Annotated in this window: 16 protein-coding genes; 7 read left to right on the top strand and 9 right to left on the bottom strand. The window is 70.4% G+C overall.

The genetic code is table 11. The features are described from left to right. Positions 1 to 23 precede the first annotated feature (23 nt). The 5 genes from G515_RS20240 (at position 24) to G515_RS0108265 (ending at position 6,130) form a co-directional block, all read left to right on the top strand. On the top strand, positions 24 to 398 hold the full coding sequence (locus G515_RS20240) for a DUF485 domain-containing protein (RefSeq protein ID WP_036554957.1): 375 nt from the start codon (positions 24 to 26) through the stop codon (positions 396 to 398). Further along, the gene (locus G515_RS0108280; protein WP_028659779.1) at positions 398 to 1,999 is read left to right on the top strand and encodes a solute symporter family protein; all 1,602 of its coding nucleotides are present in this window, start codon (positions 398 to 400) and stop codon (positions 1,997 to 1,999) included. The genes G515_RS20240 and G515_RS0108280 overlap by 1 nt, the downstream gene beginning before the upstream one ends. 201 nt (positions 2,000 to 2,200) lie before the next feature. Continuing rightward, entirely contained in the window at positions 2,201 to 4,180 is a 1,980-nt protein-coding gene (gene acs / locus G515_RS0108275) for an acetate--CoA ligase (RefSeq protein ID WP_028659778.1), read from the top strand. Positions 4,181 to 4,364: 184 nt separating this feature from the next. Continuing rightward, the gene (gene nhaA, locus G515_RS0108270; protein WP_028659777.1) at positions 4,365 to 5,657 is read left to right on the top strand and encodes a Na+/H+ antiporter NhaA; all 1,293 of its coding nucleotides are present in this window, start codon (positions 4,365 to 4,367) and stop codon (positions 5,655 to 5,657) included. Between the two features lie 38 nt (positions 5,658 to 5,695). Next, positions 5,696 to 6,130 carry a phage holin family protein gene (locus G515_RS0108265; RefSeq protein WP_028659776.1) on the top strand — a complete coding sequence of 145 codons (435 nt, stop codon included), beginning with the start codon at positions 5,696 to 5,698 and terminating at the stop codon, positions 6,128 to 6,130. A 368-nt stretch (positions 6,131 to 6,498) separates the two neighbouring features. Here G515_RS0108265 and G515_RS0108260 read toward each other — a convergent pair whose 3' ends face one another. From G515_RS0108260 to nth, 4 genes are read right to left on the bottom strand one after another with little or no spacing between them, the layout of a single operon-like run. Continuing rightward, positions 6,499 to 7,674: a MarP family serine protease gene (locus G515_RS0108260; protein ID WP_028659775.1), complete on the bottom strand. Its 1,176-nt coding sequence runs from the start codon at positions 7,672 to 7,674 to the stop codon at positions 6,499 to 6,501. Continuing rightward, positions 7,671 to 8,366: an NUDIX hydrolase gene (locus tag G515_RS20235; RefSeq protein ID WP_051218026.1), complete on the bottom strand. Its 696-nt coding sequence runs from the start codon at positions 8,364 to 8,366 to the stop codon at positions 7,671 to 7,673. Before G515_RS20235 ends, G515_RS0108260 begins: the two co-directional genes overlap by 4 nt. Next, positions 8,363 to 8,992: a TlpA family protein disulfide reductase gene (locus tag G515_RS20230; protein ID WP_051218025.1), complete on the bottom strand. Its 630-nt coding sequence runs from the start codon at positions 8,990 to 8,992 to the stop codon at positions 8,363 to 8,365. Before G515_RS20230 ends, G515_RS20235 begins: the two co-directional genes overlap by 4 nt. After that, positions 8,992 to 9,696 (bottom strand): endonuclease III, encoded by a 705-nt coding sequence (gene nth, locus G515_RS20225; protein ID WP_245565301.1) that lies wholly within the window; start codon positions 9,694 to 9,696, stop codon positions 8,992 to 8,994. Before nth ends, G515_RS20230 begins: the two co-directional genes overlap by 1 nt. Positions 9,697 to 9,885: 189 nt before the next feature. Between nth and G515_RS0108240 the strand changes: the two genes are divergently transcribed. Next, on the top strand, positions 9,886 to 10,563 hold the full coding sequence (locus tag G515_RS0108240) for a Crp/Fnr family transcriptional regulator (RefSeq protein ID WP_028659774.1): 678 nt from the start codon (positions 9,886 to 9,888) through the stop codon (positions 10,561 to 10,563). Between the two features lie 225 nt (positions 10,564 to 10,788). On the opposite strand, the gene G515_RS0108235 is transcribed toward G515_RS0108240, so the two are convergent. Beyond that, entirely contained in the window at positions 10,789 to 11,571 is a 783-nt protein-coding gene (locus G515_RS0108235) for a helix-turn-helix domain-containing protein (RefSeq protein WP_028659773.1), read from the bottom strand. 114 nt (positions 11,572 to 11,685) lie between these two features. Here G515_RS0108235 and G515_RS0108230 point away from each other — a divergent pair, with 114 nt between their 5' ends. Then, on the top strand, positions 11,686 to 12,045 hold the full coding sequence (locus G515_RS0108230; protein WP_036554952.1) for a DUF1330 domain-containing protein: 360 nt from the start codon (positions 11,686 to 11,688) through the stop codon (positions 12,043 to 12,045). An 18-nt stretch (positions 12,046 to 12,063) separates the two neighbouring features. Here the strand turns inward: G515_RS0108230 and G515_RS0108225 are convergent, their stop codons facing one another. From G515_RS0108225 to sp36, 4 genes are read right to left on the bottom strand one after another with little or no spacing between them, the layout of a single operon-like run. Further along, positions 12,064 to 12,876, bottom strand: a complete 813-nt coding sequence (locus G515_RS0108225; RefSeq protein WP_028659771.1) for an MBL fold metallo-hydrolase — start codon at positions 12,874 to 12,876, stop codon at positions 12,064 to 12,066. After that, positions 12,869 to 13,738, bottom strand: a complete 870-nt coding sequence (locus G515_RS20220; RefSeq protein WP_051218022.1) for an NUDIX hydrolase — start codon at positions 13,736 to 13,738, stop codon at positions 12,869 to 12,871. The genes G515_RS0108225 and G515_RS20220 overlap by 8 nt, the downstream gene beginning before the upstream one ends. Next, positions 13,738 to 14,208, bottom strand: coding sequence for a RidA family protein (locus G515_RS0108215; protein WP_028659770.1), 471 nt, complete (start codon positions 14,206 to 14,208; stop codon positions 13,738 to 13,740). Before G515_RS0108215 ends, G515_RS20220 begins: the two co-directional genes overlap by 1 nt. 49 nt (positions 14,209 to 14,257) lie before the next feature. Next, a complete protein-coding gene (gene sp36, locus G515_RS23295) occupies positions 14,258 to 14,410 on the bottom strand; it encodes a Sp36 family protein (protein WP_157571049.1) in 153 nt (50 codons plus the stop codon). Positions 14,411 to 14,467: the final 57 nt, after the last annotated feature.

Below are 14,467 nucleotides of genomic sequence, written 5' to 3'. Positions count from 1 at the left end.
CACGATCCAGAAGGAGGGTTCCCGTGCCCACCAGCGCCCATGATCAGGCCGAACGACACGACCCCGTCTACGACCAGCTACATGCCACCCCCGAGTTCAAGGCCCTTCGCTCGGCGTACCGCAACTTCGTCTTCCCGGCGACGGTCGCCTTCCTGACCTGGTACCTGCTCTACGTCGTCCTGTGCAACTGGGCCCCCGGTCTGATGAACACCCAGGTGTGGGGCAACATCAACGTCGCCCTGATCTTCGGCCTGCTCCAGTTCGTCACCACCTTCGGGCTGGCCTGGTACTACGCCCGGTACTCGGCCAAGCGTCTCGACCCGCTCGCCCGCGAGCTCAACGACGAGTACGAGCGCGCCCAGGGCAACGGCGGCGTCTCAGCTGGAGGGAAGCACTGATGGACGGCGACCAGATCCTCACCACGACCCTGTTCCTGGCCGTGGTCGCGCTCACCATCGCGATCACGTTCTGGGCCAGCCGCAACACCAAGAGCGCCGCCGACTACTACGCGGGCGGCCGCAGCTTCAGCGGCCTCCAGAACGGTCTGGCCATCGGCGGCGACTACATGTCGGCCGCCTCGTTCCTCGGCATCTCCGGCGCGATCGCGCTCTCCGGGTACGACGGCTTCCTCTACTCGATCGGCTTCCTGGTCGCCTGGTTGGTGGCACTCCTGCTGGTGGCCGAGGTGCTCCGTAACTCCGGTCGGTACACGATGGCCGACCAGCTGGCCTACCGCATGCGGCAGCGACCCGTTCGGATGGCGGCGGCGACCTCCACCGTGGCGGTCTCGATCTTCTACCTGCTCGCCCAGATGGTCGGCGCCGGAGCACTGGTCAGCCTGCTGCTGGGCATCGACCCCGACAACAACTTGGTCAAGAACCTCACCATCTTCGTGGTCGGCGCACTGATGATCTTCTACGTCACCGTCGGCGGCATGAAGGGCACGACCTGGGTACAGATCGTCAAGGCCGTCCTGCTGATGACCGGTTCGGCCCTGGTCGTCGTCCTGGTGCTGGCGCAGTTCGGCTTCAACCTCTCCGAACTGCTCGGTAGCGCCGCCGCCAACCGCGACGCCGGCCAGGCGTTCTTGGAGCCGGGCCTGAAGTACGGCGTCGACCTGACCTCCAAGATCGACTTCCTCTCCCTCGGGCTGGCGCTGGTGCTGGGCACCGCCGGCCTGCCGCACATCCTGATCCGCTTCTACACCGTCCCGACCTCGCGAGACGCCAGGAAGTCGGTGCTCTGGGCGATCGGGCTGATCGGCGTGTTCTACCTGTTCACCCTCGTCCTGGGCTTCGGTGCCGCAGCGCTCCTCGACCCCGAGGACATGGATGCAGCCGGCAACCTGGCCGCGCCACTGCTCTCCCAGGAGGTCGGCGGAGGCGACGGCTCGGTCGGTGGCGCCGTCCTGCTGGCGCTGATCGCAGCGGTCGCGTTCGCCACCATCCTCGCCGTGGTGGCCGGGCTCACCCTGACCTCCAGCGTCAGCGTGGCCCACGACATCTACAACTCGGTGATCCGCAAGGGCGAGGCCAGCGAGAAGGAAGAGATGAGGGTGAGCCGCTGGGCAGCAGCCGGGATCGGCCTGGTGTCGATCCTGTTGGCCATCCCGGCCCAGAACCTCAACATCGCCTTCCTGGTGGCGCTGGCGTTCGCGGTGGCGGCTTCGGCGAACCTTCCGGCCATCCTCTACAACATGTTCTGGCGGCGGTTCAACACCCGCGGTGCCTGCTGGAGCATCTACGGCGGCCTGATCTTCGCGGTCGGGCTGGTGTTCTTCAGCCCGGTCGTGTCGGGCTCCGAGACCGCCATGTTCCCGGACGCCGACTGGGCCTGGTTCCCGTTGCAGAACCCCGGCATCATCTCGATCCCCGCCGGGTTCCTGCTCGGTTGGCTCGGAACGATCACCTCGCGCGAGCCGAGCACCGCGGAGCGGTACACCGAGCTCGAGGTCCGCGCCCTCACCGGTGCCGGAGCCGAGCAGGCCGTTCAGCACTGACCGTTCAGCACCGACCCTCCGAGCCCGGTGGGCGGGCCGTAGCCACGGCCCGCCCACCGGCGTTCAGCACAGTCCCCCGCTGCGCGACCCGCTCGGATCCTGACTGAGTCCCTCGGTCCCCACCACCCCGGTGCGCACTGTCGGCATCGCGTCCTACTGTGGTGTGGACCACCCCGACCCGACCCTGAAAGGGCTGCCCCCGTGAGCGACGAGACCCTGTCCAACCTGCTCCACGAGACCCGCCGGTTCGATCCTCCGGCAGACCTGGCCGCGCAGGCCAATGTCACCGCCGAGGCCTACGACCGCGCCACCTCGGACCGGCTCGGGTTCTGGGCCGAGCAGGCCGAGCGGATCACCTGGGCCGACCCGCCGCAGCGCACCCTGGACTGGGACAACCCGCCGTTCGCGAAGTGGTTCGTGGGGGGCAAGCTCAACGCCGCCTACAACTGCGTGGACCGGCACGTCGAGGCGGGCCTGGGCGACCGGGTCGCGATCCACTGGGTGGGCGAGCCGGTCGACGACAAGCGCACCATCACCTACGCGCAGCTCCAGGACGACGTCTGCCAGGCGGCCAACGCGCTCACCGACCTGGGCGTGCGCAGCGGCGACCGGGTGGCGATCTACCTGCCGATGATCCCCGAGGCGATCGTGGCGATGCTGGCCTGTGCCCGCCTGGGTGCCCCGCACACCGTGGTGTTCGGCGGGTTCTCCGCCGAGTCGCTGGCCACCCGGCTCGACGACTGCCAGGCCAAGGTGATCATCACCTCCGACGGCGGCTACCGGCGCGGCGCGCCGGCCGCGCTCAAGCCGGCCGTCGACGAGGCCGTCGCCAAGACCCTGGCCGGCGACATCCGCAGTGTCGAGAAGGTGCTGGTGGTCCGTCGTACCGGCCAGGAGGTCGCGTGGGACGACACCCGTGACGTCTGGTGGCACGAGACCGTCGGCACCGCCTCCACCGAGCACACCCCCGAGGCCTTCGACAGCGAGCACCCGCTCTATGTCATGTACACCTCGGGCACCACCGGCAAGCCGAAGGGGATCCTGCACACCACCGGCGGCTACCTGGTGGGCACCTCCTACACCCACAACGCCGTCTTCGACCTCAAGCCGGAGACCGACGTCTACTGGTGCACGGCCGACATCGGGTGGGTCACCGGCCACAGCTACATCGTCTACGGCCCGCTCGCCAACGGCGCCACCCAGGTGCTCTACGAGGGCACCCCCGACAGTCCCGAGCGGGGCCGCTGGTGGCAGATCATCGAGGAGTACGGCGTCACCCTGTTCTACACCGCACCGACCGCGATCCGCTCCTTCATGAAGCAGGGCCGCGACATCCCCGACGCCCGGGATCTCTCCTCGCTCCGCCTGCTCGGCTCGGTGGGCGAGCCGATCAACCCCGAGGCCTACATCTGGTACCGCGAGGTCATCGGCGGCAGCCGCACCCCCGTCGTCGACACCTGGTGGCAGACCGAGACCGGCATGATGATGATCAGCCCGCTGCCCGGTGTCACCTCCGGCAAGCCGGGCTCCGCGATGAACCCCCTCCCCGGGATCAGCGCCGACGTGGTCGACGACCAGGGCAAGTCGGTCGGCAACGGCGAGGGCGGCTACCTCGTGCTCACCGAGCCGTGGCCCGCGATGCTGCGGACCATCTGGGGCGACGACCAGCGCTTCATCGACACCTACTGGTCGATGTTCCACGACCTGGGCTACTACTTCGCCGGCGACGGTGCGAAGAAGGACGAGGACGGCGACCTGTGGGTCCTGGGCCGCGTGGACGACGTGATGAACGTGTCCGGGCACCGGCTGTCCACCACCGAGATCGAGTCCGCCCTGGTCTCGCACCGCAAGGTCGCCGAGGCGGCCGTGGTCGGAGCCACCGACGCCGACACCGGCCAGGCGGTGGTCGCCTACGTGATCCTCCGCGAGGACGCCGGAGACGGTGGCCCGGACGTCGTCAAGGAGCTCTCCGACCACGTCCGGTCCGAGATCGGCCCGATCGCCAAGCCCCGGCAGATCATGATCGTGCCGGAGCTGCCCAAGACCCGCTCGGGCAAGATCATGCGCCGCCTGCTGCGCGACGTGGCCGAGAACCGGGAGATCGGCGACGTCACCACGCTTGCCGACTCCTCGGTGATGGCCCTGATCGCGGCCGGCAAGAGCACCGCCACCGAGGAGTGACGCGGGCCACCCCCACCTCCGCCCGGTCCGCGGGGCCGGGTACCGTCCTCCGCGATGGTGCCCGGCCCTCGTACCGACGCGGGTCGCGCATCCGCACGTCGGTTAGGGTCAGTATCTCTGGTGTGCCGGGAAGTCTGGTCGGCGTTGTTCTCGACGTACCCGTATGCCCCAGGAGGCCAGCACCGTGAACGCACCAACCCCGCTCTTCTCCCGAGGCTCGTGGCTGGAGAGTTCGCGCATCGCCAACGTCCTCCGGGCCGAGACCACGGGCGGCATCCTGCTCATCATCGGGGCCGTGGTGGCCCTGATCTGGGCCAACAGTCCCTGGTCGGACTCCTACGTCGCGCTGCGTGACTTCCACATCGGCCCCGAGAGCCTCAATCTCCACCTCTCGCTCGGACACTGGGCCTCCGACGGTCTGCTGGCGATCTTCTTCTTCGTGGTCGGCCTCGAGCTCAAGCGCGAGTTCGTCGCCGGCGACCTCCGCGACCCGCGCCGCGCGGCCCTGCCGATGGTGGCCGCGGTCGGCGGCATGATCATGCCGGCGATCATCTTCACCGCCGTCCAGGTCGTCACCGCCAGCGGTGCCACCGGTGGCTGGGCCGTCCCCACCGCCACCGACATCGCCTTCGCCGTCGCCGTGCTCGCGGTGATCGGCTCCCACCTCCCCAGCGGGCTGCGCACCTTCCTGCTGACCCTCGCGGTCGTCGATGACCTGCTCGGCATCACCGTGATCGCGATCTTCTACACCGACGAACTGCACCTCCAGTACCTCGCCGCCGCTCTGATCCCGCTGGCCGTCTTCGCCTTCCTGGCGCAGAAGCGGATCCGCAGTCCCTGGCTGTTGGCCCCCCTCTTCGTCCTCACCTGGGCGTTGATGCACGAGTCCGGCGTCCACGCCACCGTCGCCGGCGTCCTGCTCGGCTTCACCGTTCCCGTCCTCCGCAGGGATGGTCAGGACGGGCCGGGCATGGCCGAGTACATCGAGCACCGGGTCCGGCCGCTGTCGGCCGGCTTCGCGGTGCCGATCTTCGCGTTCTTCGCCGCCGGGGTCACCGTGGGCGGCTTCTCCGGGTTGGTCGACGCGCTCAAGGAGCCGGTCACCATCGGTGTCATCGCCGGACTCGTGCTCGGCAAGATGATCGGCATCACCGGCTCCACCTGGCTGCTGCACACCTTCACCAAGGCCGAACTGGATGAAGAACTGACCTGGACCGACGTCGTCGGCATGTCCATGCTGGCCGGCATCGGCTTCACCGTGTCCCTGCTGATCGGCGAACTCGCCTTCGGTGAGGGCAGCCATTTCAACGACGACGTGAAGATCGGTGTCCTCGTCGGGTCTATCGTCGCGGCACTCCTGGCCGCGGTCACCCTGCGCACGCGTAATCGGACCTATCGTCATCTGGAGGAGGTCGAGACCAGGGACGAGAACCAGGACGGCGTTCCTGACGTCTTCGAGCAGGACTCGGATCGATAAGGTCAGGTATCCGCGATCGAGCATTGAGGGGTAAAGGCATGGCAGACCAGCCCGTGAAGGCGTCCAAGGACGATCCGACCATCGGGGCGCTCGTGGCCAACGCGAGCCGCGACATCTCCACCCTGATCTCCAAGGAGATCCAGCTGGCCAAGTCCGAGCTCAAGGTCAGCGTCAAGGCCGGCGGCACCGGCGTGGGCCTGTTCGCAGCCGCGGCGTTCCTCGCGATGCTCGCGATCATCATGTTCTCGGTGTCCCTGGCCTACTTCATCCACTGGGCCGGGCTCGGGCTGCACTGGGCCTTCCTGATCGTCTTCGCGGTCTACCTGCTCATCGCCGCGCTGCTGGTGTTCATCGGGGTGAAGAAGGTCAAGCAGGTCAAGGCCCCCGAGCGCGCCATCCAGCAGGGCAAGGAGATCCCCAAGGCGCTCAAGGGCCAGCACTCGACCCCCTCCGCCACCCCCGTCAAGCGATAGCCGTCGCCGCCGGGCGCTGCCCAGTGCGGGCACCGCCCGGTTGGCCCCGAGCCACCGGCGCGCCCGGCCCCGGCGGCGTTCGGCCCACTCCCCGCGGCACCGGGCCTCACAACCCGCCGCTCCGGCCGGCCGGGCCATCGACCTGTGCGACACCCGGACTGAGAACCCGTCCCCCGGCGGGCCCGGGGCAGGGGAGACGCGCAGCGCTGGACGACGACCGCCACCCCCGGCCCGCCCGGGCCGGAGATCCGCGCGGCACAGGACTCACCACCCGCCGCCCCGGCCGGCCCGCCAGAGACCAGCGCAGCCCGGGACTCAGCTTCCCGCCGACCGACAAGCCCGCATGGGGCCCGCGGCCGGCCCGAGGATCAGGCGGCGCAGCCGCCGGTGGAGACGACCTCGTTCGCCGTACGGCCCTCCCTGGCCACCGAGGCGACCTGGTCGGCGGTGAGGGCGTATCCGGTGTCGTGATCGGTGACCGAGGCGGCGAAGACGACTCCGAGCACCTCGCCCTCGGAGTCCAGGATCGGGCCACCGGAGTTGCCCGGCCGCACCAGGCCGCGGATGGAGAAGACCTCACGCAGCACGGTGCCCTCCCCGTAGATGTCGGGTGAGCGGAGCCGCTGCTCGGAGCGGATCCGGCCGCTCTGGACGTCGTACGGGCCGTCCTCCGGGTAGCCCACGATGCCGACGCCGTCGCCCGGCCGGCCGCCACGGTCGAAGGACATCACCGGTTCGCCGCTGCCGTCGAAGGCCAGCACGGCGATGTCGATGTCGGGGTCGTAGGCGACGACGCGGGAGGTGATCGAGCCCTCCGGAGTCTCGATGGTGGGTTCGGTGACACCGGCCACGACGTGTGCGTTGGTCATCAGCCGGCCGGGGGCGTAGACGAAGCCGGTGCCCTCCACGCCTCGACCGCAACTGTTGTTGCCGCGGATCTTCAGCACGCTGCTCTCGGCCCGGACGACGTCAGGATCGTGCAGGAGCCGCTCCGGTCCCGGCCCCACCTCGACGATCCGCTCCGGGGCGAACGGTTCGAGGTAGCTCGGGAAGAATCCGGCTCCCACCACGTCGTTGAACTGCTGCAGCGCCCCGTCGGCGACCGCCGGGAGCACCTGGTCGACCTCGCCGAGCACCGTCGAATCGCGCACCTGGGCGGTGATCGCACCGAAGCGTGAGCCGGTCACGGCCACACCCAGGGCCCACGCGACGATCAGCACCGCAGCCGCGCTCAGTGCTGCGCCGCCGACCGCATCGAGCACCCGGGCGGGCTGCCAGGTGATCACGGCCCGCACCCGCGCCCCGGCGTATTGGAAGAGGCCCTGACCGATGGAGGCGCACAGGATCACGATGAACAGCGCGCCCAGGGAGACCCACAGCGAGGGGTCGGCGTTGCCCAGCGCGATCGGGGCGAGCCAGATGCCGAGCAGGCCGCCGAGCAGCAGGCCGGCGGTGGCGAAGGCACCGGTGATGAAACCCTGCCAGTAGCCCGAGATGGCATAGGCGGCCACCAGGACCACGAGGATCCAGTCGAGGACGTTCATTCAGCGCGGGTCCGATCCGGGCTCCGGCGCTCCCGGCCGCCGAACATGTACGGCGGCAGCTCGGTCAAGGGCGCGTCGGGCAGGTCGGTCAACCAGCCGAGGTATTCGAAGAGCTTGGCCACGATGCCGGCGGTGAACCCCCACAGGATGACATCCTTGTCGGGGCCGATCAGGAAGCCGGGGGTGACCCAGCCCGAGGGGCCGTGCACCCGGATCCGGTGAGCGGGATCGGTGAGTTCGTGCAGCGGGACGCGATAGACGGCGTGCACCTCCTCGGGTGAGGCGGGGGCGACGGCATGCGGGTCGCGCCACCAGCCGAGCACCGGGGTCACCGCGTAGTTGCTGGGGGGCAGCCACAGGCCGGGCAACTCCGCGAACAGGACGACGCCGGACGGATCGAGCCCGACCTCCTCCTGCGCCTCCCGCAGGGCGGCCTCACGCACGGTCTCGCCGGGGTCGATGGCGCCGCCCGGGAAGGAGACCTGGCCGGGGTGCGAACGCATGGTGTGCGAGCGCTCGGTGAGCAGCAGGTCGGGACCGGCGGGCCCCTCCCCGAAGAGCAGGAGCACCGCGGAGTGCCGGGCGTCGGAGTCCTCCGGCACCGGGAACCGGGTCAGTTCGTGGACGTCGATGGACCGGGCTCCCGCCTCCACCGGGCGCAGCCACTCCGGGATCGTCGCGTCGGCGCTCACAGCGTGATCCCCGCGTCCTCGACCATGTCGACCACCTGGTCGAGCGAGGTCAGCCCACCGGAGTGGAAGTGCAACTCGCCCTCCTCGTCGAGGATCCAGAACTGTGGGTAGCCGGTGATCCGCAGCTTGGTCTTCTGCAGGTCCCCGCCCGGGTCGGCCACCATCGGATAGGTCACGCCCCGGCTGATCGCCTCGTCGAGCGCCACGCCCGGGTAGGTGTCGTTGGAGTCGATGCCGAGCAGGGCCACCCGGTCGCCGTACTTGCGGTGGAACTCCTGCAGGGCGGGCATCTCCAGGCGGCACGGCTCGCAGGCCGCCTGGAAGAAGTTGATCACCAGCGGCCCCTCGAGCGTGGAGAGGTCGACCGCGCGCCCACCCCCGAGGCAGTCCAGGGTCACCGCGGGCAGGGCACCGCCCTCGGTCTGCGGAGCGGGGCACTCCTCGACGCCGCCCTGCTGTTTGGCCTGGACCATCTCGGGAGCGGCCACGTCGACGTCGGCCGGCGGCGGGGCCGTCACCATCCGCGGACTGTCGCCGCTGCACCCGGACAGCACCAGGGCAGCCGCAACGGTGGTCGCGAGGACGGCGAACGCGCCGCAGCGTCGGGTCCTGCGGAGGCGGGGCATCAGTTGCGTCCCTCCGTGCGCACCAGCTTGGCGGCCGCCACCGGGTCGGTGGGGCCGGCACCGAACGCCGGGCACTGCCGGGCCACCGGGCAGGCGCCGCAGGCGGGTCGCTGGGCGTGGCAGATCCGGCGACCGTGCCAGATCAGGTGATGACTCAGCGGAGTCCACTCCTTCTTCGGGAACAGCTCGCCGACCTCGTGCTCGACCTTGACCGGGTCGGTCTGCTCGGTGAACCCGAACCGGCGGGCCAGCCGGCCGAAGTGTGTGTCGACGGTGATGCCGGGCAGTCCGAAGGCGTTGCCCAGCACCACATTGGCGGTCTTGCGGCCGACTCCGGGCAGCTTCACCAGCTGGGCCAGGGTGTCGGGGACCTGGCCGCCGAACTCGGAGGCCAGCGTGGCCGAGAGCCGCAGCAGGGAGTCGGCCTTCGCCCGGAAGAACCCGAGTGAGCCGATGATCTGCTCCAGCGTCTCGCGGTCCGCCGCGGCCATCGCCGCGGCATCCGGGTAGGCGGCGAACAGGGTGGGGCTGACGGCGTTGACCCGCTTGTCGGTGGTCTGGGCGCTCAGCACCGTGACGACCAGGCACTCGAACGGGTTGGCGAAGTCGAGCTCCGCCTTCGCGTCGGGGTAGGTGTCGGCCAGGATCCGGTTGATCTTGCGGGCGCGCCGGACCAGGCCCAGGTGAGTCTCGACGGCAGGCACGCGGGAAAGAGTACGGGGCCGCACCGACACTTCCCGCCTCGCAGCCGCCTCGAACGCCGCTCCGGCGACGTGAAATGCGTCATTCTCCGTCGTTTCGGGCGGCGACGATTCGTCCTGTGAGGAATTCCACTGGTTAGTATCGCCCCTGATGCCCTCGTTCGAAGAGGGTTCGGTGACCAGGAGGTAGGCGTGGACAACGACGTACTCCGTCAGGCGCCGCTGTTCAGCGCGCTCGACGATGAAGCCGCAACGGCCCTGCGAACGTCGATGGCGGAGAGCAGACTCCGTCGCGGTGAGGTGCTCTTCCATGAGGGCGACTCCGGCGACAAGCTCTATATCGTCCTGGACGGCAAGGTGAAGCTCGGCCGCACCTCGCCCGACGGGCGGGAGAACCTGCTGGCCATCCTCGGCCCCGGCTCCATGTTCGGCGAGCTCTCCCTCTTCGACCCCGGCCCGCGTTCGGCCACGGTCACCGCGGTCACCGACGCCTCCTTCGCGTCCCTGGCGCACGAGGACATGCTGCGCTGGCTCGAGGGCCGTCCGGCCGTCGCCCGCGGTCTGCTCGCCCAGCTCGGCGGCCGGCTCCGCAAGGCCAACGACGTGGTGGCCGACCTGGTCTTCTCCGACGTGCCCGGCCGTGTCGCCAAGGCACTGCTCGACCTCGCCGACCGCTTCGGCCGCACCGCCGACGACGGCGTCCACGTCCACCACGACCTCACCCAGGAGGAGCTTGCCCAGTTGGTCGGCGCCTCCCGCGAGACGGTCAACAAGGCGCTCGCCGACTTCGCCTCCCGCGGCTGGCTGCGCCTCGAGCCCCGCTCGGTCGTCATCATCGACGTCGAGCGGATGGCCCGCCGGGCCCGCTGACGCCCACCCCCCGTACACCGAAGCGCCGGTCACTCCCCTTTTGCTAGGGGGTGACCGGCGCTTCGTTGAGTTGGGCCTCGTGGCACGTTGAGTCGGGGCTCGTGGCACGTCGAGTCGGGTCTCGTGGCACGTCGAGTCGGGGCTCGTGGCACGTTGAGTCGGGCCTCGTGGGCCGTTGGCCCGCACCTCATCCGCGCGGCCGAAGCGGCCCAGCACCTGGGCGCGTCAGACCGGGGACGCCGGACCGGCCAGCGCCGCGCGGGTGGCGGCGTCGGCGGGGTAGAACGCCTCGATGGCGAGTTCGGAGAGGGTCACCTCGCGGGCGGTGCCGAACACCGTCGTGGTGGAGAGGAACGAGAGGATCCCCTCGCCCGCCCGCACTCGGAACGGTACGACGAGCGCCGACCCGGCCGGCGCGGGGCACGGGCCGCTCGCGCGGAGGTCGGCGATGAGCACGGCCAGCTCCGGGTCCGCCGTCAGGTCGTACTCCTGTGCGAGCCGGTGCGCGAGCGCACCCCGCCACTCGTCCAGGTTGAGGATCCGCGGTGCCAGCCCGCGCGGGTCGACGGAGAGCCGGACGACGTTCACCGGCGGCTCGAGCAGGTCGGCGTCCACGCCGTCGAGCAGCGCGTAGATGGCGTCGTTCGCGTCGACCAGTTCCCAGTGCCGGTCGACGACGAGGGCCGGCCACGGCAGATGGGCCGTCAGGATGTCGGTCAGCGCGTGGTGCACCTCGACCATCGGCGGTGAGTCCAGCGCGAGGTCGGGATGGGCAGGGGCATACCCGCCGGCGAGCAGCAGCCGGTTCTGCTCCCGCAGCGGCACCCGGAGGTGGTCGCTGAGCCTGAGGATCATGCCGCTGGTCGGGCTCACCAGCCCGCCCTCCACCCGGCTGACGTGACGGGGCGAGACCTCGGCGCGGCTGGCCAGCTCCAGTTGAGAGAGCCGGCGGCGCTGCCTCCAGTCGCGCAGCATCGGGCCGACTGCGGTCTCGGCGGTGCGGGTCATGGCCTGAAGCTACCCAGCCCGCGCGTGGGCCGCCATGACCTGCGGGGTCATCGACGCCGTGACCCGGACCGCGGTGTGATCCTCGGGTCACATCACCCGATGAAGGAGACCATCATGAACACCACCAAGACACCCGCGTACGCCGTCGCCTACCTCCGCGACGTGGAATTCGGCGAGGCGATCGCGGAGTACCTGCGCCGGATCGACGCCACCCTGGCGCCGTACGGCGGACGCTTCCTGGTCCACGGCGGCCGGCTGGAGCCCCTCGAGGGTCAGTGGGACGGCGACCTGGTGATCCTCGAGTTCCCCGACGGCGAGGCCGCTCGGGCGTGGTACGACTCCCCCGGCTACCAGGACATCCTCGCCCTGCGCACCGAACACTCCCGCTCGATGACCACCCTGGTGGAGGGCGTGCCGGGCGGCTACCGCGCGGACAGCAAGATCGCGGCGCTCGAAGCCCTCCAGGCGCGCTGACCGCGGTCCCGTCCCGGGTCAGCGCGCCTGGAGGTAGGCGATCTGGGCGCGGACCGACATCTCCGCGGCTCCCCACAGGACCCGGTCGACGTCGGCGTACACCCGCTCCACCACGGCGCGCGGCAACTCCTCGGCCGGGGTGTCCTCCGGGATCTGCGGCAGCGCCGCGGCCACCTGCTCGAGCCGCTGCTTGCGGTGGGCCAGGTAGTAGTCGAGGGCGGCCAGGGCGTCGGCGATGACCGGACCGTGACCGGGCCAGATCTCCACCGCCTCGTGCTCGGCGGCCAGCGCGTGCAACCGGTCCAGTGAGTCCAGGTAGGCCCCGAGCGCGCCGTCGGGGTGGGCCACCACGGTGGTGCCACGCCCGAGCACGGTGTCGCCGGTGAGGATCGCGCCGTCGGAGGGCACCCAGAAGGAGAGTGAGTCGCTGGTGTGGCCCGGCGTACCGACCACGCGCACCTCGTGGTCACCGAGGCCGATCACGTCGCCGTCGCCGAGCCCTTCGGAGCCGTACTGGTGCGTCGGGTCGAGCGCACGTACGCCGCAACCGACCCGGTCGGCGAACGCGCGAGCGCCCTCGGAGTGATCGAGGTGGCCGTGGGTGAGCAGCACCGCGGTCACGTGTCCGGCACGCTCGGCGACCCGCTCGAGATGGGCCGTCTCGAGTGGACCGGGGTCGATCACCACGGAGTCCTCGGAGTCGGGGGCGCGCAGGATCCAGGTGTTGGTGCCGTCCAGCGTGATCGGGCCGGCGTTGTCGGCGAGCACGCACTCGGCCAGGGCGCCGAACCGGCCGCCGCTCCAGGCCGCTGCCGGGTCGGTGTCAGACACGGCCACGAGCCTCCAGAAGGGTGCGGTGGACCGGCAGCATGGTCAGCGCGTGGCCGTCGTCGACCGGTTCGATCTCGGGGGTGAACATCTCGATGCTGCGTCCACCGGCAGCGGCGAGGGCTTCGGCCGGCGAGCCGAACTGGGCGATCTCGAGACAGTTCAGGTACGTCGGCGGCATCATCGCCAGTTCACCGGCTTCCACCCGGTCCAGCGCCTCGCCGGCGCCCAGCCACAGCACCTCGGTGGACTCGGTGGAGACGTCGCGGGTCAGCTGTCCCTCGGGAAGCTCCGCGACGAAGAACCAGGTGCGGTAGCGCTTCGGCTCCATGACCGGGGTGGTCCACGCCTCCCACGCACCGAGCAGGTCGGTGCGCAGCACGAGCCCGCGCCGATCGAGGAAGTCGGTCAGCGACAGCTCGCGCGACTCGAGGGCCTGCCGGTCGGCCTCCCAGTCCTCACCCGACACGTCGCTGACGACCGTGTCGGCCGACGTACCGGCCAACAGCACGCCGGACTCCTCGAACGTCTCCCGTACGGCGGCGCACACCAGCGCTCGGGCCTCCAGGGTGGTGCAGCCCAGCTGGGCAGCCCACTGCTCCGGGCTCGGCCCGGCCCACGCGACCGAGTGGTCGCTGTCGCGCGGGTCGACCCCGCCGCCCGGGAACACGCACATCCCGGCCGCGAAGGCCATCGTGCGTTGCCGGCGGAGCAGGTAGACCTCCGGACCGGTGGTGCCCGGCCGCATCAGGATCACCGTGGCCGCGTTGCGCGGCTCCGCGGGCGTGAGCCGGCCCTCGGCGTACTCGGCCGCCTTGGCGACTGTCTCGGCGGGCATGCTCACGGGCGGGATGGGGATGCGCATCAGACCTCCACGATCAGTTCGACCTCGACCGGTGCGTCCAGCGGCAGCACCGGCACACCGACGGCGGACCGGGCGTGCTGCCCCGCCTCGCCGAAAACCGCACCCAACAGCTCCGAGGCGCCGTTGGCGACGCCGGGCTGACCGGTGAACTCGGTGGTGGACGCGACGAAGGCGACCACCTTCACAACCCGCTTGACGGCGCCGAGGTCGCCGATCTGGGACTTGACCGCAGCCAGGGCGTTGAGCGCGCACTGCCGCGCGCACTCGTAGGCCTGCTCGGGGGTGACCGCGTCACCGACCTTGCCGGTCGTGAGCAGCTTCCCCTCGCTGATCGGGAGCTGACCGGAGGTGTAGACGTAGTTGCCGCTGCGCACGGCGGGCTGATAGGCGGCCACCGGGGCCGCCACCTCCGGGACGTTCAGCCCGAGCTCGGCCAGGCGCTCCTCCGGGGTGATTGCGGGGGTGCTCATGCGGGGTCCCCGTTCGAAGCGGAGCGGAGCGAGCATTCGAATGGGGTGTTCATTCGGCGGGCCGCTTGAAGTAGCCGACCAGGTTGCCCGAGCCGTTGTCGGTGATGGCGACGAGCTCCCAGCCGTCCTGGCCGAAATTGTTGAGGATCTGCGCCGCGACGTGATTGAGGATCGGCGCCACCTGGTACTCCCACTTGGTCATGCCCGCACCCTAACGAGAACCGGTTCCCGGTGGCACCCGTCCCACCGCAGGAGGATC

It is taken from the genome of Nocardioides insulae DSM 17944 (assembly GCF_000422825.1).
GTDB classification, from domain to species: Bacteria; Actinomycetota; Actinomycetes; order Propionibacteriales; family Nocardioidaceae; genus Nocardioides; species Nocardioides insulae.
The sequence above is the reverse complement of the archived record's forward strand: the minus strand, read 5'-3'. Positions and strand labels throughout refer to the sequence as shown.

Excerpts from the sequence above, each read along its gene's own strand:
- G515_RS20230 (WP_051218025.1), bottom strand. The coding sequence starts at position 8,992 with ATGCCCCGCCTCCGCAGGACCCGACGCTGCGGCGCGTTCGCCGTCCTC.
- G515_RS0108230 (WP_036554952.1), top strand. The coding sequence starts at position 11,686 with ATGAACACCACCAAGACACCCGCGTACGCCGTCGCCTACCTCCGCGAC.
- G515_RS0108215 (WP_028659770.1), bottom strand. The coding sequence starts at position 14,208 with ATGAGCACCCCCGCAATCACCCCGGAGGAGCGCCTGGCCGAGCTCGGG.
- G515_RS0108235 (WP_028659773.1), bottom strand. The coding sequence starts at position 11,571 with ATGACCCGCACCGCCGAGACCGCAGTCGGCCCGATGCTGCGCGACTGG.
- G515_RS0108260 (WP_028659775.1), bottom strand. The coding sequence starts at position 7,674 with ATGAACGTCCTCGACTGGATCCTCGTGGTCCTGGTGGCCGCCTATGCC.
- sp36 (WP_157571049.1), bottom strand. The coding sequence starts at position 14,410 with ATGACCAAGTGGGAGTACCAGGTGGCGCCGATCCTCAATCACGTCGCG.
- G515_RS0108265 (WP_028659776.1), top strand. The coding sequence starts at position 5,696 with ATGGCAGACCAGCCCGTGAAGGCGTCCAAGGACGATCCGACCATCGGG.
- G515_RS0108280 (WP_028659779.1), top strand. The coding sequence starts at position 398 with ATGGACGGCGACCAGATCCTCACCACGACCCTGTTCCTGGCCGTGGTC.
- G515_RS20220 (WP_051218022.1), bottom strand. The coding sequence starts at position 13,738 with ATGCGCATCCCCATCCCGCCCGTGAGCATGCCCGCCGAGACAGTCGCC.